This is a genomic window from Adhaeribacter swui (genome assembly GCF_014217805.1).
Classification (GTDB): Bacteria; Bacteroidota; Bacteroidia; order Cytophagales; family Hymenobacteraceae; genus Adhaeribacter; species Adhaeribacter swui.
Genome location: NZ_CP055156.1, coordinates 4,357,170 through 4,379,599, shown reverse-complemented (window position 1 = coordinate 4,379,599; position 22,430 = coordinate 4,357,170). Strand labels below are relative to the sequence as shown.

11 protein-coding genes are annotated in these 22,430 nt (G+C 42.4%); 8 read left to right on the top strand and 3 right to left on the bottom strand.

Translation table 11 applies throughout. The annotated features are described in order from the left end of the window. Nucleotides 1–111 precede the first annotated feature (111 nt). On the bottom strand, nt 112–2,850 hold the full coding sequence (locus HUW51_RS18360; RefSeq protein ID WP_185271091.1) for a DUF1553 domain-containing protein: 2,739 nt from the start codon (nt 2,848–2,850) through the stop codon (nt 112–114). Nucleotides 2,851–3,782: 932 nt separating this feature from the next. Between HUW51_RS18360 and HUW51_RS18355 the strand changes: the two genes are divergently transcribed. Further along, nucleotides 3,783–6,545 (top strand): T9SS type A sorting domain-containing protein, encoded by a 2,763-nt coding sequence (locus HUW51_RS18355; RefSeq protein WP_185271089.1) that lies wholly within the window; start codon nt 3,783–3,785, stop codon nt 6,543–6,545. A 127-nt stretch (nt 6,546–6,672) separates the two neighbouring features. Further along, entirely contained in the window at nt 6,673–7,059 is a 387-nt protein-coding gene (locus HUW51_RS18350; protein WP_185271087.1) for a DUF7793 family protein, read from the top strand. 274 nt (nt 7,060–7,333) lie between these two features. Here HUW51_RS18350 and HUW51_RS18345 read toward each other — a convergent pair whose 3' ends face one another. After that, on the bottom strand, nt 7,334–9,103 hold the full coding sequence (locus tag HUW51_RS18345; RefSeq protein WP_185271085.1) for a DEAD/DEAH box helicase: 1,770 nt from the start codon (nt 9,101–9,103) through the stop codon (nt 7,334–7,336). A 1,174-nt stretch (nt 9,104–10,277) separates the two neighbouring features. Between HUW51_RS18345 and HUW51_RS18340 the strand changes: the two genes are divergently transcribed. The 4 genes from HUW51_RS18340 (at nt 10,278) to HUW51_RS18330 (ending at nt 16,527) form a co-directional block, all read left to right on the top strand. After that, nucleotides 10,278–13,646, top strand: a complete 3,369-nt coding sequence (locus HUW51_RS18340) for a UvrD-helicase domain-containing protein (RefSeq protein ID WP_185271083.1) — start codon at nt 10,278–10,280, stop codon at nt 13,644–13,646. Between the two features lie 78 nt (nt 13,647–13,724). Beyond that, entirely contained in the window at nt 13,725–14,720 is a 996-nt protein-coding gene (locus tag HUW51_RS24625; protein ID WP_228466718.1) for a hypothetical protein, read from the top strand. A 446-nt stretch (nt 14,721–15,166) separates the two neighbouring features. Beyond that, on the top strand, nt 15,167–15,877 hold the full coding sequence (locus HUW51_RS24620) for a YecA family protein (protein WP_228466716.1): 711 nt from the start codon (nt 15,167–15,169) through the stop codon (nt 15,875–15,877). Between the two features lie 143 nt (nt 15,878–16,020). Beyond that, nucleotides 16,021–16,527 (top strand): hypothetical protein, encoded by a 507-nt coding sequence (locus HUW51_RS18330; RefSeq protein WP_185271081.1) that lies wholly within the window; start codon nt 16,021–16,023, stop codon nt 16,525–16,527. Between the two features lie 278 nt (nt 16,528–16,805). Here HUW51_RS18330 and HUW51_RS18325 read toward each other — a convergent pair whose 3' ends face one another. Beyond that, on the bottom strand, nt 16,806–17,846 hold the full coding sequence (locus HUW51_RS18325) for a methyltransferase (RefSeq protein WP_185271080.1): 1,041 nt from the start codon (nt 17,844–17,846) through the stop codon (nt 16,806–16,808). A gap of 500 nt (nt 17,847–18,346) precedes the next feature. Between HUW51_RS18325 and HUW51_RS18320 the strand changes: the two genes are divergently transcribed. Both HUW51_RS18320 and HUW51_RS18315 read left to right on the top strand, forming a co-directional pair. After that, nucleotides 18,347–19,429 carry a glycoside hydrolase family 43 protein gene (locus tag HUW51_RS18320; RefSeq protein WP_185271079.1) on the top strand — a complete coding sequence of 361 codons (1,083 nt, stop codon included), beginning with the start codon at nt 18,347–18,349 and terminating at the stop codon, nt 19,427–19,429. An 83-nt stretch (nt 19,430–19,512) separates the two neighbouring features. Next, complete coding sequence (locus HUW51_RS18315; protein WP_185271078.1) at nt 19,513–22,404, top strand: PD-(D/E)XK nuclease family protein; 2,892 nt, start codon at nt 19,513–19,515, stop codon at nt 22,402–22,404. Nucleotides 22,405–22,430: the final 26 nt, after the last annotated feature.

Genomic DNA, 22,430 nt, shown 5'->3' with positions numbered 1-22,430 from the left:
CCTTGCGCCGCCATCGTTTTTAAATTTTTCAATTTTTAAAACTTAACGGTTGCTCCTTTAAGTTCTTTTTTCCTGTCTAAAGCTTAGTTAAGTATTTCTCTAGTTCTGTTGTTACTCTTTGGTGATAAATTCATCCAGGTTCATGATAGCATTCGCCACAACCGTTAAGGCAGCCAACTGCGGAGCATTTTTTAATTGATGATCGATAGCTGGTAAAAACTTTTGTAGCTCCTGGGTTTTTTGGGTAAAATGCTGCTCGCTTTGCTGGTATAAGCGCGTTAATACATGTAAGGTGGCAAAATTAGGTTGTTTAAACAAAGCCCGGTAGTATCCTGCTTTAATTTGATTTTGGGGCGTCGCACTCATATTTTGCATTTGCTGGGCTAAACCGCGGGCAGCCGTTAAATATACCGTATCGTTTAAAGTAACTAAAGCTTGTAATGGCGTGTTGGTCCGGATGCGCCGGGATACACACACTTCGCGGCCGGCGGCATCAAAAGTTAATAAAGACGGGTACGGACTCGAACGCCGCCAGAAGGTGTACAGAGCACGCCGGTAAGCATCTTCCCCCTCGCTGGTTTCCCACTGCATGCCACTGTATACAACCTGCCATACGCCGGGTGGTTGAGGTGGCATTACGCTTGCGCCGTACATTTTAGAACTCAGCAAGCTGCCGGTTGCCAACGCCTGGTCCCGGATTTGCTCGGCCGATAACCGCACGCGCGGCCCCCGGGCCAGCAAACGATTGGCCGGATCTTTGGCCAGCAAACGGGCATTTACGCGGGAGCTTTGCTGGTAAGTTTTAGAAAGAACCAACAAGCGCAGCAATTTTTTAATTTGCCAGTTTTGTTCCCGCTGAAAATGGATGGCCAGCCAATCGAGTAACTCCGGGTGCGACGGTTTACTACCCTGCGAGCCAAAATCTTCCAGACTTTCTACCAAACCCGTTCCAAAGAGTTGTTCCCAAAACCGGTTTACCGTAACCCGGGCGGTTAAGGGGTTTTCCGGACTAACCAGCCATTGCGCCAGGCCTAACCGGTTTTTTTTAAAATTTTTAAAATCTGGCAAAAACCGCGGCGTGTTAGGCTGCACCTCTGGGCCTTTGGTTAACCAATTACCGCGCACAAATACCCAATTTTTCCGGCTAAGCTCCGAGGGGTTTTCGCGCATAACGGGTATTTGCTCCATTTCAGCATTGAGTAGAGCCAGCAAAGTTTGTTCATTTTCGAGGTAGCCGGGTTTAGAGCTACCGGGCAAATCTTCCAGAAACAACACGTATTCTAACTGGCACACGTAATCCTGGGGGTTCGGCTGGGCCGCATTTTTAAAAACAAAATACAAATCGTGTATACCGGTGCCTGGTTTTAGTTTAACTAAAACGCGCTGGTTTCCCCGGCCAATTGTTTTTTTGTTCTGGTATACGCCAATTACTTCCCCATCCAGTTTATCTTGCCGGATTTCCAAAGTACCTTCTTTTTGGTTCGACCGAATACTGAGCAGCAAATTTGCTTTACCCGTTAAGTTCACGTTTTTTAAACGGGCATACCCCGCGTGCCCGCCGCCCAGGTATTTGCCATCGGATAAAGCCGCGTTGGTTAATTGATCAAAGGCATGCGGATGGATTTTAGGTTCGGTAAACTGCAACAGATGTTCAATAGTTTTGCTGCCAGCCGCTGCTTCCGGAGCAGGTAATTGTTGGTGCAACCAGGCTTTTACCTGTTTAATTTTTAACTCGGCTTCGGGCTGGTATTTATTTAAGTTCGGGTATTCGCCGGGCACATCTTCGTCGCGGGTATTATTAAAAAAAGCCATCGATTCGTAGAACTCCTGGTGCCTAATCGGATCATACGGATGGCTGTGGCATTGCACGCACGCCATGGTAGTACCCTGCCACACTTCCCAGGTATTGCTTACCCGGTCCAATACGGCTGTAGTCCGGAATTCTTCGTCGTCGGTGCCGCCTTCGTCGTTGTTGGCGGTATTGCGGTGGTAGGCGGTAGCAATAATTTGTTCTTCGGTAGGTTCCGGCAACAAATCGCCGGCGAGTTGTTCCAGGGTAAACTGATCGAAGGGCTTGTCTTGGTTAAACGAGCGGATCACGTAATCCCGGAAACCCCAGATGTTGCGGTAATCGTCTTTTTCGTAGCCTTTGGTATCGGAGTAGCGGGCCAGGTCGAGCCACATGCTGGCCCAACGTTCCCCAAAATGCGGCGAAGCTAGTAAGCGGTCTACTTGTTTTTCGTAAGTTTTGGGTGATTTATCCGCCAAAAACGCCTGCATTTCGGCGGATGTAGGTGGTAAGCCAATTAAATCCAAACTCAGGCGGCGCAGTAAAGTTGCTTTGTCGGCGGGACTGCTGGGCTGCAAGGTATCGGCTTGCCAACGCGCCTGGATAAACCGGTCCACGGGATGATCGGACCAGTTGGTAGCGGGCGGCAGCGCTTTTTTTTCTGGTTTTACATAAGCCCAATGATCAGCCCAGGGTGCCCCCTGGTTAATCCATTGCTTCATTTTGGCAATTTCCGGGTTGCTTAACGGCGCAGCGTGGTACGGCATGCGCTCGTCCTCGTCCTCGGATAATAAGCGCCTGATAAGTTCACTGTCTGCAGCGTTGCCCGGTATAATGGCCGGCTTGCCCGATTTGGTTTTGCGCAAAGCATCTTCCCGGGAAAATAAACTAAAACCGGCACTTTCTTTAACGCCTCCGTGGCACGAGATACATTTGGTATTTAAAATAGGCCGAATATCCGTATTAAAGTCAACGGGTTCTTCCGAGCGAAACCAATGCCTCGAAATCCAGCCGACTATTAAAGCCACTATGGGAATCAGCAAAATTTTAAAAAATTTCATGGCCTAAATGCTTGAAAGAAAAATACCGCTGTCTTTTTTAATGCAGTTTGTAAGTTAAGGAATCTGGCAGCAGAATGCAAAATTCCCTTTCACTAGATATAATTATCAACAGGGTTATTCTTTATTGAATTGCCTTTACGCTATTATGGCCTAGTATTATATTAAATCGATTACCAACACCTCTCCTGTCACAGAAAATTAAACCTACAAAACTGGAGTCAGAAACTTCTAAATTTGTAGAAGTTCTCAAAATTAAATATATAAAATATTAAATAATTTAAATACACTATCTACCCTTGCCATTTAAACTATCTTTAATAATTAAAATTTTTTGCTTTAAAAAAGCGAGTATACGCTTTAAACCCAAGGCAGCTCTTCTTTATTTTATCCTACATTCAACTTAAATTTTAAAATAACCAACCCAAAACAACTTAGATTTATTACATACTGCTGTGATAACCTGAAAATTGAATTTTTAGGTTGTTTATTCTCAGCATAGATAAATTTTAAAATAAAATACTTGTATATCTTACAATTATACTTTTATTTGTACCGCAACAAACCAAAACTTTATCCAACATTTACTTTAAAATTTTATAATAAGGAGTTAATAGCAGCTCTTTGTGCAACAATTTGTAAAAGGGTGATAGGTATATACTATTCCCCTATTTATAATTAATTACATATGTGTACCGGCGTAATTTTAAATTTTTTAAAATTTAAAATTATAAACCTGGTATTTACCTGATTTTATTACTTAAAACATAAAAAACTAAACCCAGATAAGTTCAAGTACACGCCCATGCAACTTATTTTTAAACGGTACAATTTAACCACTGTAGCTCATAGGGTTAGTTATTTCACTTTGCTAGTATTTACGCTTCTTTTCTCAGCCTTTACCCGAACAGTTAATCTATCTAAACTATTATTGTATGCCCAGAAAATTTACGCAAGTATTTTTTTCGTTACTGCTTTGTGCTCTTTTAAACCACCCGGTATTGGGTCAGGGTTTTCAGAAAGCCTGGGATAAAACTTTTGGCGGCAGTAGTTCTGATATTTTACTAACCAGTATAACTTGTAAAGATGGTGGTGTTTTACTGGCGGGCGCTTCCGACTCTAATGGCGGTGGCTCTAAATCCAGTAACAGCAAGGGAATTCAGGATTTTTGGGTAGTTAAAACCGATGAAAATGGCAATAAAAACTGGGATAAAACTTTTGGCGGCTCCGGCAATGATTTTTTGCAGACTGCGCTTCAAACCCCGGATGGCGGGTTTATATTAGCCGGCACCTCTAATTCGCCGGTGAGCGGCGATAAATCGGTTTCGGCCTCCAGCCAGTACGACTACTGGATTGTGAAAATAAACGCGTCCGGCGATAAACAATGGGATAAAAGTTTTGGGGGCACGGGCAACGACCATCTGCGCTCTATTTGCCCCACCAGCGATGGTGGCTACCTGCTTGCTGGCTCGTCTAATTCGCCGGCTAGCGGACGCGCCCCATACAACAAAACTACCAGCAACCGGGGCGAACAAGATTACTGGGTGGTAAAAATCAATGCGGCAGGCACGAAATTGTGGGATAAAACTTTTGGCGGCAGCAATTACGATTATTTACAAACCATAGTACCTACCCGCAATAATGGTTTTATTTTAGCCGGATCTTCTTATTCTTCTAAAGGGGGCGATAAATCAGAAAGCGGTACGGCCTACAGCGATTATTGGGTATTAAAAATTGATGCTTCCGGAAACAAGCAATGGGATAAAACTTACGGCGGCAGCCAGGAAGAAACCCTGAAAGCCTGCCTGGTTACTTCCGATGGTGGCTTATTACTGGCCGGCAATTCCAACAGCCAGGCTGGCAGCGAAAAATCAACAAACTCTTATGGTTTAAACGATTTTTGGCTCATTAAAACCGATGCTTCCGGAAACAAACAATGGGACAAAACTTACGGCGGAAATAACAACGATTACCTACAAGCTATAACGCAAACTTCTAACAGCAGCTTTTTAGTGGGAGGCACTTCTAAATCGCCGGCGAGTGGCAACAAAACCAGTGCTTTAAAAGGAGACGCCGATTTCTGGATTTTAAAAATTAACGCTTCTGGCAGCAAACAATGGGAAAAAACCTACGGCGGCGAAAGGTACGATAACCTGCAGGCTCTCCATACCACCAGCAACGGCAATTTCTTTGCCAGCGGCACCTCTAACTCCGGCTCCGACAATGATAAAAATGCCCCAAACCGGGGTGAATCGGATTACTGGCTTCTTTCTTTGAAATCAGGAAGTCAAGACGAACCAGATGAGCCGGACGTTCCCGAAGACCCTACGCCTGAGCAATTAGTAGAAAGTTTTACTTTATTAAATGCAGACAAGGACAGCGATATTCAAACATTGGCCAATAACGCAGTTCTAAATTTAGCTACTTTACCCACCACTAACTTGAACATCAGAGCCAATACCCGTACCAATGCGGTTAGCCTGGTATTCCGGCTTAGCGGTACCCAAAGCCTGGAGCGCAATGAAACCAGCGCTCCGTACATTGTATTTGGCGCCTCTGGTAATGATTATTATAACTGGAATTTTGTTCCGGGCAATTACACGTTAGAGGCAATTCCTACCCTTAATAGTCAGCCGGGCCTTACTTATAAGATTAATTTTCAGGTAATAAATCAAGGATCCGGCAACAAAATACCCGTGGCCGAGGCGGGGGCAAATACTACCCTTACCCTACCCAAAAACTCCCTCACTTTAAACGGTTCCGGCTCAGACCCGGATGGCAGCATCACCAAATACCAGTGGTCGCAGCTAAGCGGCCCCAATACCGCCACATTTAACAGCAAAGAAATAGCCAAACCAACGGTTACCAACCTGATTGCCGGAACCTACACCTTTAGCCTGATGGTTACGGATAATAAAAACGCTAGCAGTTTAGCCGATCAGGTAGTTGTAACGGTTAATAGCAGTAACACTACCACTCAGCAGGTAACTAGCTATACTTTAATGAACGCGGATACCGATACCGAGATCATGACCATTACGGATGGATCCGTAATTAACTTAAGTACGTTCCCCACCAAAAATTTTAATATTCGTGCTAATACCAACCCTGGTAAAGTGGGCAGTTTAGTGTATGCGCTGAGTGGCGCCTACACTATTAATAAATCCGAAACGGCTGCTCCATATGCTTTGTTCGGAGATGATGCCGGCGATTTTAAACCCATTGCTTTAAAGGTGGGCCAATATAACTTAAAAGCTACGCCGTATACTTTGGCATCAGGCAGCGGAACAGCTGGTACTCCTTTGGCCATTAGCTTCAAACTAACCCGTACATCGGCTAGCGCCAATAACTCCGATTCCAGTTACGTTTACCCGGAAGAAGAACTCGGTGAAGAAGAACCCTGGGATATTTATGCTTCTGATACGGATCCAGCTTCTGTGGTGGAACTTACTAATTATCCTAACCCCTTTCAAGAAAATACCACGCTGCGGTTTACCTTCGCCGAAGAGCAGGAATACACTTTAGAAGTTTACGATTTACACGGTACATCCATCAGCGAACCGCGGCAGGGGCTTGCTTTACCGGGCGAACCCGTTACTCAAATTTATGATTTAAGCCAATCCCCCAACGGAATTTATCTGGTAAAATTAATTACGAGCCGCGAGGTGCAGCACTTACAAATTATTCACGGAGATTAAGGTTTATTAAGGTTTATTGCCTGATAAACAGAAAATAAGTTTCTTTTATATTCAGCTAATGCCCACGGCAATTTTTGGTTTTAGAAAAATTTTAAATTTTTAAAATTTAGATTGCTACTTTGCGCCTATGCAAGTACCTATTGACAAGCAAATTTTTGAAGGAGAAATTGCCACTTATTGGTTCGACGATGGGATATTGGTTTCGTTATCTAAAAGCCCGCGACGGACTGTTGCTAACATTACCGGTAATGTAGCCTTGGTAAAGCAGATTACCAACAACACCCGAATGCCTTTGTTGATTTACTTATCTAACTCGCCCGTACCGGATAAAGAAACCCGAAAATTTTCGACGGAGCAACTGCCTACCATTTATTCGGCTATGGCCATGGTTTCCAAGCCAGGTTTATCTCGTTTTATCATGAATATTCTGTTTGCTTTAAAACCACCACCCATTCCCATGAAAAGCTTTACCGACGATAAAGCCGCTAAAGAATGGCTGCAGCAATTTACTTAAGCGGAGCACTTATAAAACCCGAATAGCAACATCTACGGAAATTGTTATCTACACTTTTTAATCCGCATCAAACAACATTAGCTAGATTCCTAAATTTAAAAAATTGGTTTTTCTTAAATCACTGATTAAAAAGTTATCCATTGAATCGATTATTTAAGAATTACCCCTAAAAACAAAAAGGCTTCACCCCGTCTGGGTGAAGCCTTTTTTAGCATCTAAAAAATTATTTTATCCGCTTGTATTGGTTTTTTATACGCGTATAAAACCCGAAGGTTTAGTAATTACTGCGTTTTTTCTTTTTATCGAAGTTACCACCGCCAAAGCGAGACCCAAATCCACCCCGATCCGAACGGTCGGAGAATCCTCCCCGGCTACCACCTCTTTCGGAATAGCCTCCACGATCACCTCTACCTCTTTCGCGATCACCACCCCGGTCACTGCCTTTATCGCCACGATCTTCACCGGAACCAGCGGTTTTCTTTTGCGCCTTCTCAAAAGATACCGGCTTGCCCAGCATGGTGGTACGGCCTAATTTATCAACTACTTCCGAGGTATATTCTTTCGGGATTTCAACGAAAGAAAATTTATCGTATAAGCTAATGTCGCCTACTTTGCTGGCCGGTAAGCTGGTGTTATCCGAAATTATATCCACGATATCTTTCGGGTTAACGCGGTCTTTTTTGCCAATCGTTACAAACAAGCGGCTCATGCCTTCGCGCGGGCCATCGAGTTCTTTCGACACTTCTTTGGCTTTTTCTTCGCGCATGCTCATTTTCATGAGGGCGGCAGCAATTTCCAGCGAAGTAAAATCTTCGGCGAGTAAACGCTCTACGCGGGCAATGTGCTTGGTTAAATTTCCTTTTTGAATAACTTCTTTTACCTGGCTTAAAAACAAAGTGGTTTTTACTTCGGCTACATCTTCGTAGCTTGGTACGCTGGCCAGCTTAATTTTCGCGTTAGTAAAACGCATGATATCTTTTAATTTGTAAATATCGCGGCCCGATACAAACGAAAACGCCCGTCCGGATTTACCAGCCCGACCGGTCCGGCCAATGCGGTGTACATACGCTTCTTCGTCTTGCGGTAAGTCGTAGTTAAACACGGCTTCCAAATCTTCTACGTCGATACCCCGGGCGGCTACATCGGTAGCTACCAGAATTTCCAAGGTACCATTTTTAAATTTGGCCATTACGTTGGTCCGCTGCGTCTGGTTCATGTCGCCGTGTAAACCATCGGCAAAGTAACCGCGGGCTTGCAGGTTAGCCACCAGTTCATCTACCATGCGTTTGGTATTACAAAACACAATGATCGATTTTAAATTGTACATATCTACCACGCGCGATAACACATCCATTTTCATGTTGTTACGCACTTCGTAGTAAACCTGCTCAATGTTGGTTACCGTTAAAGTCTGGTGTACTACTTTCACCAACTGCGGATTAGTCTGGTATTTTTTGGTAAGCTCCATTATGGGCTTACTCATGGTAGCCGAAAAGAAAATGGTCTGGCGGTCTTCGGGGATTTTACTTAAAACAAACTCAATATCCTCCCGGAAACCCATGTCCAGCATTTCGTCGGCTTCGTCCAGAATAATTTTTTTAACTTTATCCAGTTGCAACGTACCGCGCTCAATGTGGTCCATTACCCGTCCCGGGGTACCAATTACTATCTGCACGCCTTGCTTTAAAGCCCGTAATTGCCGGTCGTACGCCTGACCACCATATATCGGCACCGTGCTGATATTACGCTTGTATTTGATTAATTTATTTACTTCTTCGGAAACCTGGATAGCCAGTTCCCGGGTTGGGCACAAGATAAGTGCCTGCACGCTTTTATCCTGCTCATCGATGCTCTCGATGGTCGGAATGGCAAAAGCGGCGGTTTTACCGGTTCCGGTTTGCGCCTGGCCAATTACATCCTGGCCTTGCATCAATACCGGAATTGCTTCGGTTTGTATAGGTGATGCTTCTTCAAAGCCCATGTCGGCAATAGCACGTTGCATTTCCGGCGAGAGCGGAAGCTCGTCAAATCTTAATTTGTTCATGAATTAAATTTTTTAAAAAATAGGTTTTACGCAATCTGGCATCAGCAGGCTTGCATCGGAACCGGTATTTATCATTTATGAAGGCAAAAATGAGACGGGTTTTAATGCAACAAATCGAACGACAAAAATTTAAATGAAGATAAATCCGTACGCTGATTCCAAAATTCCGGGGCAAAGGTAAGCTTTTTATTTAGATTTTAGGCTTATTCCTTTTGCTTCATGATAATATAACAAGCAAGGCTTCGTTTTAATTCATTGTATTTACTGTATCTTCTGCAGATTATTTCCTGTAGTCTATTCATAATGTTCACTATGGCGCGGAAGTTACTTCCGTGACTTGCTATTCACAAAGATGATTCTTGTTCGCATAGCTACTGTTCTCGCTTTGATTGTTGATTGAAGTTGTTTCATTGCTCGCTTCTTGTTCTTTTTGTCTTGACACAAAAAGAACCAAAAAAGTCAAGACGCTAAAAACTCGCTGAACGCTCAAACAGTTTAGCGTCGTTCCTTGCACCTGGCTAAGGCTATTTGTTGCATAGTTGATAGTAGAATTTTAAATTCTTAAAAATTTAAAATTTTACCCACGGTGTCATTCAGAAGGAACCTATTTAGCTACGCAGCAGAATCATTATCATTAAAACAGGATATTTTTAATTGATTAACAACTCTTTACATTTTGTTTTACAGAGTTAAACCTGAGTTATAACAGGAGAATAGTGCCTTTTAAAAGGTATAGGTGTAGAATTATTTAAAAAGCCGTAGCTAAACGCAATTGAAACCAGTTTGGCTGTGGAGCACCTGCTAGGCTTCCGGTTTTGCGCAGCAAAATTCCGCAGCGGAGCGAGGAAACAGAATAACGGCATCTCCTCCCCTGTTTTTAGGGGAGGTCCCGCAGGGGGAGGGGTAAACACCGCCGGCCACGAGGCAATCTTAGGCCTGTCAAATCGAATTAGCACCAGTACATGGAGACGGGAACAGGCTCCAAAGAATAACATCAACTTACTTCTAGGCCAAACATTTCAAGATGATAGAAGTACAAAATCCTTCTGCCAACATCTTTGCTTATCTTCAAAGTAAGCTGTAATTTTAAAAATCGCTCCATTTAGCCAACAGATTCATTCTTCTAACAAGGGTATTTCGGAGCATCCAACAACCAGCAACGAATAACGAACACGTGCCGCAGCAATTTAAAATTTACTCTTCTTCCGCCGGTTCTGGCAAAACTTACCACCTCACCAAAGAATACCTGAAGCTGGCTTTGCAAAGCGAGAACCCGGGCTATTACCGTTCTATTCTGGCCATTACGTTTACTAACGACGCCGCCAACGAAATGAAAGAACGGATTCTAGCGGCTTTGCGGCAGTTTAACGAAGTACAGGCAAATGCGAACGCCCAGGCCCGCAGCGAAGAATTGCTGGATCTGATTACCCAAGAAATTCAAACAGAATACAATCAACCGGATACCGACCGGGAAATGGTTCGGTCGCGGGCGCAGCGAACGTTTGAACAAATTCTGTACAACTACTCGGAGTTTGCCGTGAGTACCATTGATGCTTTCGTGAACAAAGTGGTAACGGCTTTTACCCGCGAACTCAATATTCCTTACAACTTTGAAGTAGACCTGGACACCACTACCCTGCTCAACACGGCCGTATCCATGTTGCTGGATAAAGTGAATAATGCGCCGGATAACAGCTTGCTGGCTCAAACCCTGGAACAATACGCCTTGGAAAAAGCCGACGAAGGCCGTAGTTGGAACAGTTTACCCGATGAGTTAGCGGCCTTTGCGAGTAATTTACTCAACGAGCAGGTGTACGAAGCGGTGTCGGAGTTGCAGCGGCTGAAACTGGAAGATTTTAAAAAAATCCGGCAAGACTTGTACCGGTTTAAAAAGCAGATTGAAGAAGCGGTGGTGGAAGCCGCGCAAGCAGCTCTGGATTTATTCAGCGCTAATCAGATTGAAGCCAGCTTTTTGCATTATAAAGAAAAAGGCATTTACGGGTTTTTTAATAAATATTTAAAAAATTTCGAATTTCAGAAGCCTAATACTTATTCCGAGCAAACTATTTACAACGATAAATGGGTTGGCGCTAAGGTTCCAAAAGATGTCGAAGCGCGAGTAAACAGCATTAAAAGCCAGATCGTAGCTTATTTCCAAACCATTGAAACCATCCGGACGCAGCAAAGTGCCAATTATATTCTGATCACCGAAATTATTAAACACTTGTACCAGGTTTCGGTGCTGAACGAGCTCGAAAAATGCATTCAGGATATTAAGCGCGATACCAACCTGGTCCATATTTCGGAATTTAATAAACGCATTACCGATATTGTTCTGAACGAGCCGGTACCTTTTATTTACGAGCGGCTCGGCGAAAAATACAACCACATCCTGATCGATGAGTTTCAGGATACCTCTTCGCTGCAATGGAACAACCTACTGCCTTTAATTGAAAACTCGTTGGCTTCGGGGTATTTTAACATGGCCGTGGGCGATGCCAAGCAAGCTATTTACCGGTGGCGCGGCGGCGACATGGACCAGATTCTGCATTTGTACAAACGCAACACGCCGGCTTTGTACCAAAACCGCAAAAACGAAGATTTGCTGGAAGCCCGTTACGATACACTGGATATCAGTTTAACGCCCGCCGACCTGAACACCAATTACCGGAGCGCCTCGGAAATTATCAGCTTCAACAACGATTTTTTTAAATTTGTGAGCGAAAGCAACCCGGCTTACCCGATGCTGCAAAGCATCTACGACGAAAACTTTAAACAAGCCACCCCCGAAAGCAGCACCCGCACCGGCGGACACATTCAGGTAATCTTCACCCACAACGAAGACACGAACTACCAGCACGAATTAAATTCGTGCGAACGTACCGGGCAATTGTACGATGGCTACGAAAAGCCCGAAGTACTCACTTACCAGGAAAGTACTCTCCAAATAGTATTGCAGCTGATCCGGCACGCGATGGCCGAAGGCTACGAGTGGAAAGACATTGCCGTGCTGAGCCGCACCAACCGCAACAGCCGTTTGGTGGCGGGCTTCCTGAAAGAAAAGAAGTTTGATATTATTTCGCAGGACTCGCTTTCGTTGCAATTTGCCGAAGTGGTAAACCTGGTGGTGGCTTTGTTCCGGGTTTTTAACCGCCCCGATGATACCCTGGCCCGCTCCGAAGCCATGTATTTGTTCTGCAAAGTGGTATTAAACGTGCAACCCGACAATACCCTTACCCAAACGATTGCGACCATTGCGAACTGTGCCGACAATACCGCTTTTTTTGATGAACTGCGTACTGCCGGTTACGACCTGGAAGAAAAAGAAACGGGCAATTTATCGATCTACGAACTTACCGAAAAGATTATCCGGGTATTTAAATTATTAGACAAAAACAACGAGTGCGAGTACTTGTTCCGCTTCCTGGATGTGGTGCTGGAGTACAGCTTGAACCAAAGCAATAACCTGAACAATTTCCTGGAATACTGGGAAACCCACAAGGAAAAACTCAGCATTAATTCGCCCAAAAATCGCAACGCCATTACCATCACCAGCATTCACAAGGCCAAAGGTTTGGCGTACCCGGTAGTCATTATTCCGTTTGCCGATTGGTCAGTGGAGCCGCAGCGCAGCGCTTTGCTGTGGAGCCGTTTGCCCGCAGATTTACCCATCTTCCATGATTTGCCCGCGGCCGTGGTAACCATGAGCAAGCGCCTGGAAGAAACGCCCTTGCAGCCCCAGTACCAAATGGAGCTGGAAAAAACCTTTATCGAAAACCTGAACATGCTCTACGTGGGCTTCACCCGCCCCCAGGACCGCCTGTACTTAATTGCCCAGAAAAAAGATTTCAACCAGGGAGGCAACCAGAAAAATACCAGCTTTTTATTGTACCAATACCTGCAGCACCTGGACTTATGGCAAGACGACCAACTGTGTTACCAGTTAGCCCAAGGTGCCGCCACGCAACATTCCAGCACGCCATTTACGGAGCAGGTTTTTCACCTGGACTTATTTAGTTCTTTTAACTGGACCCAGCGCCTGAAACTAAAACAACACGCCAACAACGTGTTCGACTTTGAAACCCAGCAGGAATACCGCCGCCTGAATCGCAAATTACACTACGCCCTCTCCCGCATTACCACCGCCGACGACCTGAATTTTGTACTGAAGCAACTGGTTAACGAAGGCATTTTCAGCAGCAAAGAAACCCCGGAACTGCGCGAAACTTTAAAAAAGATCATCAACCACCCCGAGATCAAGCGTTATTTTGGTAAAGACATTCTGATCGAAAAAGAAAAAGAAATCTTAAACGTACGGGCTACCCGCTACAAACCCGACCGCATTGTTTTCGACGGCACCAAAGTCGTGCTCCTGGATTTTAAAGCCCCCCCTTTTACCCCCGAACACGCCGACAACCTGAACTTCTACGCCAGCCTTTTTAAAGAATTATTATACACCGAAATTGAATGCGTGCTGTATTATTTTGACGTGGAGGAAGTGCAGAAGTGGGTGTATGTGGAAGATTTGAAAGTTGGTGTTTAAATAAAGTCAATTAACGAGTTATATATAACATACCAAAGTGTATTAGCAACATAAATTCAGATTTACTCATTGTTGATTATGAATAATAAAATAAGGGAAGAATCAGAAGTTTTTACAGAATTGTCTGAGTTATGCACCTCTCCTGGATATGTCCATGCTATTGCATTTCTCTGTTTTCGAGATAATACTATAAAGCATGGTGACACATTGACTGCCGAAGATGTATTGCAGCAATTTACTCCAGAAAGATTATTAAGAACAGAAATATCAACACTCATAGGTCTTGCCTGTAAAAAAAAGCTTGATACAGATCTTCCATCGCCAGAAATCATACAAAGATATCTAGAAAGAACAGAGATATTGCTTAAAGAACTTCATCATTCTATGATGGCACCTTCTTTAGAAATGCTAAATCCTAGTAATTTAATTGATGAAAATTACAACCCATTTAGAAATGGTTCTATATTAAGAGAATCTATATTTTATGGGGGAGAAGGTGTATATCTTTCTCAATACAGAGATTTTTCAAGTTTAAAGTACCAAAAGGATAATAATTGGTTCTTAGAAAATAAAGGTTTTACAATTGATCAGGCTACTGAAGTGATTGCTACTATCCAGTCACTTCAAAATGTAAAAATCAATTATGAAATGCTTAGTTTAATTAACAAAAAGCCACAAGAATGGAGTTTGCTTCCAGCATACGAATTTACTACTGATGAGATAAGTAAAGCATCAAACATTGAAGCAAGCATTGTTAAAGGAGTTATCGAATCCTTTGTATCAACTAATATTGAATATGACTTTGCTTCTTTAGATGATTTTAATCCTAAAAATGCATATCCAATCATCAAGTTGTCAGAAGATAATTATTTACTGTTTCAGAATTATAGCCTAGCACAGGCTTTATATGAAACGCCTTTCTTTTGGTTGCATGATGACAGAAAATATCGTCCTGCAGCAATGCAACATAGAGGAGAGTTTGCAGAAACATTTTCTACGGAGAGATTAAAACTTGTATTTGGAGAAAACAGGGTATTTTCAAACATTAATATTTATACTTCTAAAAAAAATTAGCGGGAGAAATTGATGTACTAGTAATCTTTGCGAATAGAGCAATCGTTCTGCAGGCGAAGTCGAAGAAACTTACAATTGCTGCTCGTAAAGGTAACGATAACAGTCTTCAAAGTGATTTTAAAAAAGCTGTTCAAGATGCCTATGATCAAGCTTATTTATGTTCAACATTACTAAATAATAAAGATAATAAATTTATAGATGCTAAAGGCAAGGAATTAAAGATACCTAATAATCTAAAAGAAATATATCCAATTTGTATTGTTTCGGAGCATTATCCAGCACTTACTTTCCAATCTAGGCAATTTCTAGAGGTTTATGAAAATGAGATTATAAAAGTTCCATTCATAATGGATGTTTTCATGCTTGATGTAATGACGGAAATGTTGCAATCACCTTTATACTTCCTAAGCTATGTAAATAGGCGAACATCATACGGTGATAAAATTATGTCAACTCATGAATTAACTATCCTTTCCTATCATTTAAAAAGAAATTTATGGATAGATAATGAGTACACAATGATGCAACTCGAAGATGATATAGGTGCTGATCTTGATCTTGCTATGCTTACTAGACGAGATGGTGCCCCTGGTTTAGATACGCCTGAAGGAATATTAACAAAATATAAAGGAACACCATTTGACTTAATAATTACAAATATAAATAGACTTGAACACCCGTCTATTATAGATTTAGGTTTTTTACTGCTATCCTTAAGTAGTGAAGCCATTGAACCCTTAAATGAAGGTTTTACTCAAATACTTAATTTATGCAAAGAAGATGGCAATAATCATACTTTAACTTTAACGTTCCCAGAATTGAAATCTGGGTTAACTATTCATTGTAATAATGATATTACATCTATTTCTATCCCTCGTTTGAATAATCATTGTCGGCAAAGAAAATATAAAGAAAAAGCTAATTTTTGGTTTGGCATCTGCATTGAGCCCATAATGCAAACTATTAAATTCGGAATCAATTTAGAAAGTACTTGGGTGCAATCTGACAAGATGGATGAAACTGTAAAAGATTTACCAACTTACAAAAAAGGAAAATACAACTTTCCTTCGAATACAGTTACACTCACAAAACTAGGAAGAAATGAAAAGTGTAATTGTGGAAGTGGTAAAAAGTATAAAAATTGTTGTTTAAAATAACAAATTTTTGAAAAATTAGCATTAATAATTTAATATGAGGATTTTACAAAGCCATTACTTCTTCAACCTTTATTACTGTTTACGTTTTCTATATTATCTTTTTAACAAGAACACCAATCAATATTAGATAATTTAATTTCAATATGAGTAAAACATTACAAAGAAATATTTGGCAAATAATATTAATCTCATTAATATTTACTTCAATTTACATGTATATTGAAAAACAAGTAATTATTAAAATAGAAGTTTTAATTACAGCAATAGCAAGCTTAATAACTATTTATTTAAGTTTTGTAAAACAAAAAATAGAAGATGATAAAGTTTTTAGAGAATTATTTATTGACTTTAATAATAAATATTCTGGTGAGTTAAATGACCTTTTGAATAAACTTCGCACACAAAATGAAATTACATTAACAGATAAAGAACGCTTAAGTATCATCGATTACTTTAATCTATGCTCAGAGGAGTATCTCTGGTATTCAAAGGGCAGAATACCTAAATCGGTATGGTATGCATGGCAATCTGGTATTTTGGAAAATCTTTCAATTCCAGTAGTTAGGAATATTTTTGAGGATGAAACGAATACTGAAACTAAATCAAAATCTTATTACGGATTTGCAGAAGAAATAAAAAAAAGACTATGACTATATCTGAAATTAAATTCAATTGTTCTTAAATTTTGAAGTACAATAATTATCCCAGAATAAGTATATACTTGTTTCTAAAAAATACAAGGTTTGAAAATTTAAATTCTTCCTTCTATTTAGAATTAAGTAACTTTAAATTTGGCTCTTACTACTATGATCATAACCAATATAATAACTTACCCACCATGCAGCTAAATGTGTTTACAACAAAAATGTCAAAAACGCAATATACTTAAAATTTGCGAAAGCGGCCCTTAAGCATTTTAGGACTGCCATCACTCCGGCTTCATGGCAGCTATCAGTCCGTAATCCATCAAAGTAGGAATTTCATCCGTTGTTGGTACCAAGCCAGCTTTCGTAAACCAGTTGCGGTATTCTTTTCTGCTGTAGCAACGTCCTTTGGTTCCTAAAAAGAGCATCGCCGAGTATTCCGTCACGGCTAAAGGGCCATCCAGGGTATCATGTAAAAAAGCATCATGCACCCACAAGGAGCCTCCCTGTTTAAGACTTTTAGTAAATTTCACCGCCAGCTTTTCGCAGGTTTCTACGGGCCAGTCATGAAATAAACTGGCGGCCAGCAAAACATCTGCTTCCGGAAGTTCGTCGGTCAGCATATCGCCGGGCTTAAAAGTTATCCGATTTTTAAGGGAAGTGGCCTCCGCCGGATGGTCCTGGCAAAATTCTTCGAACAGTTCCGCAGCTACTTTCAGCACTTCGGGCCGGTCGAAAAGAATGGCCCGGGAGGTTGGATTAGCTAGCAACCATTGATAAGAATAGTAACCCGTGCCACCCGCTACATCCAATAATACACCGGGGTGTTTCGTAATTTTATTTGTTACCAAGGGCGAAAGAAACTTAGCCCTACCCGCTAAGGCCATAGTAAAAAACCGGGCAGTTTCCGCCTCATCCATCGGCGAAGGTGCGTCTTCGTCTTTTACATACGAAAACCCTTGGTCTGTATTTACCGGTCCGTCGTTTTGTAACCATTCCACCATTTGCTTTACCCCCGGATCATCTTTTTCTAAACCAACATAGCCCAACAGATGGGTGGCGTTGGTGGTGGTTAAATATTTTCCGGTTTCAGTTAGCTTTAGTTTACCGGCTGCATCATATTCCAGCATACCCATGGCGCATAAAGCCGGGAACAAAACCAGGGCAGGCCGTTCTTTTAAATGTAGCCGTTCCTGCATTTCCGGTATAGATAATGCGCCTTGGCTTAACTCTTCAAAAACCGGTAAGTAATGCGTGGCGGCAACTAAAAGATGAGAGCTGGCTTTTGCTCTTAAAATTCGGGTAATCGGCGCGAGGTCTAACATGGTAGCGGGAAATTTTCTTCAATAATAATTGCAAAAAGGGTCGCATAAAAACTTTATATAAATTAATAATTACTCTTTTAAATGAAACCGGATTTAAAACCAGTCATTTGCATTTCTAAACTTCTGTTAAGAGGATGTAGTACGTTGAGGAAACAAGCTTAAGGAATACTTACCTAAAAAATGCTATGGTTCAGGTAAACACTGAAAAAATCTGGCTCCCGGAAGTTTTTTCGAAAGAAGATATTATTTGTCGGTTAGCCCGGGTAGACGTGCAGGTATCAAACTACCCACAACTATAATTATTTGCTATCCGGCAGGACCTGAAACCGAATCAGAATTTTTTAATCTTAATTATTATTAACATTTCAGCACTTGTAAATCCTTCGATTTAGAACATGCATAGTAAATTATATTATAAATTTGCTGGTATCGCTTAGATTTTATATTTCTAAAATTATAGCAACATTTCACATTTTGCCCTATCGTAAATTTTTAAAAAAATGAGATTTACACTTTTAATTATACTAGTTTTCTCTTTCACTGGAGCTTTGGCTCAAGCTAAGAAAGCATCCGCATCCAAAGACGCGGAGTCAACTGATTCATTTAAAATCGAAAAAGGCCAACAAGTTTGGATGATGACTTACTTTCGTCAGCGTTATCCTACTCGTATTGAAATTGATGCGCAGGGAAAAACCATTGAGGTACCTTTGCCAAATCCCATGCAAGTAGAAAGTTTGCACCTGGCCTTATCCACGGACGGCCGTCATTGGACCCCTTTAAACAACAACCAACCCATATGGGAGCAGCAAATGCGTGATCCTTATGTGCGGCGGGGTCCGGATGGACTTTGGCGATTATTGGCAACTGGCGGCGGAAAGCGTAACGACCGCGAGCAAGTAGGGCCTAGCTGTTTGTATGCCACTTCTAAAGATTTAATTCACTGGCAAGTGGAAGGTGCTTTGCCTTTAATGAAAGACGCCCGGAACGAAGCCAATGCTTTGGCTCGCAATATATGGGCCCCTGAATGGTTTTATGATGCTATAAACCAAGAATATATGTTGTTCTGGTCTTCGTCGTTTGAAGATGCTGGCTGGAAAAAGAGCCGGTTGTATTATTGCAAAACGCGCGACTGGAAAACATTTACCCCAGCCAAAGTACTCTTTGCTCCCTCCTATTCGGTTATTGACGGAACCTTATTGGAACATAAAAAGACCTATTACCTTTACCATAAAGAAGAAGAATTTGGGGTTAAAACCGGCGAAAGAAGAGCCATTCGGGTAGCCACCGCCAAGAACCTGGAGGGGCCTTACACTATTCAAAAAGGGCATTTAAATAAAGGCCAGATTGCTCCGGTAATTACCGAAGGCCCCACGGTAATGAAAGACCCCATAAAGACCGGTTGGTTATTGTTATATGATTTCCCGATGGCTAATGGTTTTGGAGCTTCTTACTCGCCCGATTTACTAAACTGGAAAATAGAAGAAAATGTAAGTTTTCCGCCTGACGCCCGGCATAGCACCGTATCGCTTTTAACCCCAGAGGAAGCCAAGGATTTATTGGCAGCTTATTCCAATAAAAACTGATAAAAGGAGTTAAACGATAAAGTTATATATAACTTGTTTGTACCTTCTATTTTGATTACAGGATTCATCCGAATAAAGAATACATGAAATCATTCCTGCACCAGGCAGCCGAATATATTTACAGCAAACACGCCGAAAACATCAGCCAAATTTGCGTGATTTTACCCACGCGGCGGGCAAGCGTTTATTTTAAAAATGCCCTGGCCCAGGTCGCCTCTGAAGGTATCTGGTCGCCGGAGGTGTCGTCGATGGAAGATTTTGTTACCCGGCTGGCCCGGGTAGAAGTACTGGAACCCATTCACCTGCAACTGGATTTATTCGATATCATGCAGGAACTCGACCCTAATATTGAGTTCGACCAGTACGTTACCTGGGCGAATACTTTGCTGGAAGATTTCAGCCGCATGGACCAGGAAGTAGTAAATACCGGCAAACTGTTCGAGTATTTAAGCGAGGCCAAAGCCCTGGAACGCTGGGACCCGAAACGCGCCGGCTTTGATATTTCGCCCATGCTGAAAAAGTATTTTAAGCTCTGGGACAATCTGCAGGAAGCCTACACCCGCCTGAAGAAAAAACTACGCGCCGAAAAGCAAGCCTACATTGGTATGGCCTATCGGCACGTAGCCGAAAACGTGCTGGATATTGTGCAAAAAACCACTTGTTCGCAGTTTATTTTTGTCGGGCTTAATGCCTTGAGCCGTTCGGAGCAAGTTATTATCCACACCTTACTCAAAGAAAACAAAGCCGAGGTATTATTCGACTCGGATGCGTTTTACATGGATGAGCAAACCCAGAACCGGGCCGGTTATTTTTTAAAACGTTACCGAAAACAATGGCAACTGCCCGACTGGAAATGGGAACAAAACCACTTACTTACCAGCACCAAAGAAATTAACGCTATTGCGGTAGCTAACGCGAGTATGCAGGGCAAAGTAGCTGGACAATTGCTGCAGCAAATCCGGCAGGAAAACCCGCAGGCGCAGGTGGCTATTATTTTGCCCGACGAAACCATGTTGCTGCCGGTGCTGCACTCCATCAGCGAAGATATTCCGGATTACAACGTTACCATGGGACTTACTTTTAAAGGAACGCCTCTTTATAACCTGATAGATTTACTGTTCGAGTTGCACTTAACCGGTGTTATTCAGCCCAACGATGCGGGTTATAAAGTAAACCGCTACCATTACCTCACGGTCCAGAAAATTCTTAGTCACCCGTTTATCCGGCGCTACGAGCAATATTACAATACCGTAACCGAAGATGCCGCGGAGCAAAACTTAATTTCCCAGGTTTTAACCGAGATCATTACCCAAAACAAAGTACTGGTTTCGGCAAAAGAATTAATTGATGCAGGCAAAGAACACCCCATATTTAAAGCCTTATTCCGCACCTGGCGCAACTGCGACGATATAATTGCTTCTTTTTACAACCTGATCGACCTACTCAAGCAAGTGTACCAGTTCCAGGCCGAGAACCCCATCGAAACCGAGTACCTGTATATTTTCTATACTTTAGTTAAGCGGCTCGATTCGATTTTTGATTGCCGGGAACAACGCATTTCGGTGCGCAGTTTTAAAAAATTCCTGTACGAAAACATTGCCCAAACCCGCCTGCCTTTTAGCGGCGAACCAATTTCGGATATTCAGGTAATGGGTTTTCTGGAAACACGGGCCCTGGATTTTGAAAATTTAATCATTCTGTCGGTGAACGAGAACGTGTTGCCGCAGCCAAAGAGCCATAAATCGCTGATGCCCTACGACGTACTAAAAACCTTTGGTTTACCCACTTACGCCGAACAGGAAAGCATTACCTCCTATTATTTTTACCGCTTGCTGCAACGAGCCAAACGCGTAAACCTGCTGTATATTTTACCTTCTGATACCTACGGTTCCGGGGAGAAAAGTAGGTTTATTTTACAATTGCAGCACCACTTGGTACCAGCCAATCCCAACATAACTTTTCGGGATTTAACCGCCGTAGTAGAACAGCACGAAAGCAAAACCTACGAACCCGACATCGTTATTCAGAAAGACGAACAAGTGCTGGCCAGCCTCAAAAAAGCGCTGCAAAAAGGTTTGTACCCCTCCCACCTGAACATGTACATTAACTGTTCGCTGCAATATTACTTCAACAAAATTGCCGGCCTGAAAGAAACCGACGACATTGAAGAAAAAATTGGCGCCGATCAATTCGGGAATATCGTGCACAAAGTGCTGGAAGATTACTTTAAACCTTTCCGGGAGAAGAACATTCTGGTTACCGCCCCAGATATTAACCGCATGCGAGCCGTGTTGCCGCAGCGGGTACAACTAGCATTTAAAACCGGCGTTTTGGGCAATGTGCCGGAGCAAGGCATGAACTATTTACTCCTGAAAGTAGCCACCCAAGTGCTGGACACTTACCTGAAAAAACAAGCCGAGTCGCCGGATTTACCCCTGCACATCATTAGCCTGGAACAAGTGCTGGAAACGGTGTTGGAAGTGAATCTGGAGGACGAAGTGATTAACGTAAAAATTGCCGGTAAAGCCGACCGCATTGAGAGCACCGGCAAAGCCACCCGGGTAATCGATTATAAAACCGGCCTGGTAAATGCCGCCGATTTAAAGATAAAACAGGAACACGTCGCGGAAAATTTACTCACCAATCGCAAGTACGAGAAAGTGCGGCAATTATGGCTGTATCGCTACTTAATGGCCAAAAAAATGCAAGCCGATGGTAGTTTAAGCAACTCTTTGTTTCAACCAGAAATTGAAGCGGGCATTATTTCGTTCCGGAACCTGAACGCCGGCTTTATGACTTCCGATATTGCATTCTCCGATAACAAGCCTGAAACTTTGGAATCGTACATTCAGCATTCCGAAGATTACCTGAGACTATTTGTTCAGGATATGCTCAACCCCGACATACCCATCCGGAAAACCCACGACCTCGAAGTTTGCCAATATTGCATTTATCGCGGCATATGTGCCCGGTAAAGTAAAAACCCGGTAAGTTTTACAAC

What these genes read in the sequence shown, in the direction of transcription:
- HUW51_RS18315 (WP_185271078.1), top strand. Translation starts at nt 19,513, where the DNA reads ATGAAATCATTCCTGCACCAGGCAGCCGAATATATTTACAGCAAACAC.
- HUW51_RS18350 (WP_185271087.1), top strand. Translation starts at nt 6,673, where the DNA reads ATGCAAGTACCTATTGACAAGCAAATTTTTGAAGGAGAAATTGCCACT.
- HUW51_RS18360 (WP_185271091.1), bottom strand. Translation starts at nt 2,850, where the DNA reads ATGAAATTTTTTAAAATTTTGCTGATTCCCATAGTGGCTTTAATAGTC.
- HUW51_RS18320 (WP_185271079.1), top strand. Translation starts at nt 18,347, where the DNA reads ATGAGATTTACACTTTTAATTATACTAGTTTTCTCTTTCACTGGAGCT.
- HUW51_RS18325 (WP_185271080.1), bottom strand. Translation starts at nt 17,846, where the DNA reads ATGTTAGACCTCGCGCCGATTACCCGAATTTTAAGAGCAAAAGCCAGC.
- HUW51_RS24625 (WP_228466718.1), top strand. Translation starts at nt 13,725, where the DNA reads ATGAATAATAAAATAAGGGAAGAATCAGAAGTTTTTACAGAATTGTCT.
- HUW51_RS18355 (WP_185271089.1), top strand. Translation starts at nt 3,783, where the DNA reads ATGCCCAGAAAATTTACGCAAGTATTTTTTTCGTTACTGCTTTGTGCT.
- HUW51_RS18345 (WP_185271085.1), bottom strand. Translation starts at nt 9,103, where the DNA reads ATGAACAAATTAAGATTTGACGAGCTTCCGCTCTCGCCGGAAATGCAA.
- HUW51_RS24620 (WP_228466716.1), top strand. Translation starts at nt 15,167, where the DNA reads ATGTCAACTCATGAATTAACTATCCTTTCCTATCATTTAAAAAGAAAT.
- HUW51_RS18330 (WP_185271081.1), top strand. Translation starts at nt 16,021, where the DNA reads ATGAGTAAAACATTACAAAGAAATATTTGGCAAATAATATTAATCTCA.